This is a genomic window from Candidatus Diapherotrites archaeon (assembly GCA_040755695.1).
In the GTDB taxonomy this organism is placed as follows: domain Archaea; phylum Iainarchaeota; class Iainarchaeia; order Iainarchaeales; family 1-14-0-10-31-34; genus JBFMAK01.
Genome location: JBFMAK010000039.1, coordinates 1 through 1,145, shown reverse-complemented (window position 1 = coordinate 1,145; position 1,145 = coordinate 1). Strand labels below are relative to the sequence as shown.

Sequence of the window (1,145 nt, the reverse complement as noted above, 5' to 3'; positions counted from 1 at the left end):
GGATTGGCAAGTGTTATTCCCTGAGCCTATTATGGCTAATTCAGTAATGGATCGAATTGCTCATAACGCCCATCAGATTATAATGACTGGTGAATCTTATCGGACCAAGGGGAAAATAACCTTAAAGCGGATGTTCCAAAATTTTAAACAACAATTATACTCTTTAACCATTTTAATTTCTATAGGTTACGACGACTGGTTAATTTTTTCCTGGTGGCTACAACTACATTTCGATAAGGTAGGACCTTTGGCAAAGAGACGGAAGCAGCCTTAAGGAGTTTTACTCCTAATTCTCTTGGCTCTGGAATCTGTTGATAGGATACCGTACCTATCTGTATCTCTTGACTGGTTATAAGTACCAGTTCATCTATTCCTTCTTCTATTGTAACATCTATCTCTGCCCAAAGCCTTCTTAATCTATGGGTAATAATGTAAGCTAACATAACCACAAAGACATGTCCCCGTGTCCTCTTCTCTTTCCTGACATTGATTGGCCTGGCCTCAAGAAGCCCTGTTTTCATCATACGAAAACCCTGTTCTATATTGGCTAAATCTTTGTATCGCTCATGAACCTTTTCTGCTGTAGCAATCTTTTTATTCAAATCAGTCTTGATACAGTAACATCCATCAAGTTCTCCTACTTTCTCTTTTGCTTCTTCGTCTACCTTGAGTGTTAAAACTCTTTCTTGGGTCAAGATAGCACAAAAACCAGATACCTTTAATCTATTTATGTAATTTTGGATCAACTTATGTGCAGTCTCTATCTTAGCCCTTTTATGAGAAGCAAGATATTCATTCTGTCTGTTAATAAGGGATCTTATCTTATCTATCTTCTCTTGCCTTCCTGCCTTAATCTCCTGTGCTCGCAGGGGATTACGCCTCAAGATAAGACGAACACCATCTAAGGTAACCTCACAGAGTTTCTCATCAAAAAGGGAGAGTTGAATGGCACCTTTTTTAATAAGGCTCTCTATCTGGGGTTTGGTGATGGCTGTGATGTAATGAAAGCAAACCTCATCAAGTTCCTTGATCTGGCCTTTCTTTATCATCCCTCTGTCCCCAACCATGGTTACATCTTTGATTCCGAAACGCAATGATAGTTTCTTGATCTGAGAAAGAAAGGTTGCAGGATCAGTGGTGTTACC

General features: G+C 39.2%; 2 protein-coding genes. One reads left to right on the top strand and one right to left on the bottom strand.

Translation table 11 applies throughout. The annotated features are described in order from the left end of the window. Window positions 1-10: 10 nt before the first annotated feature. Window positions 11-274, top strand: a complete 264-nt coding sequence (locus AB1467_07540; protein ID MEW6296107.1) for a hypothetical protein — start codon at window positions 11-13, stop codon at window positions 272-274. Here the strand turns inward: AB1467_07540 and AB1467_07535 are convergent. Beyond that, window positions 180-1,145: IS1634 family transposase (locus AB1467_07535; GenBank protein ID MEW6296106.1), on the bottom strand; the 966-nt coding region annotated here is incomplete at its 5' end. The genes AB1467_07540 and AB1467_07535 overlap by 95 nt on opposite strands.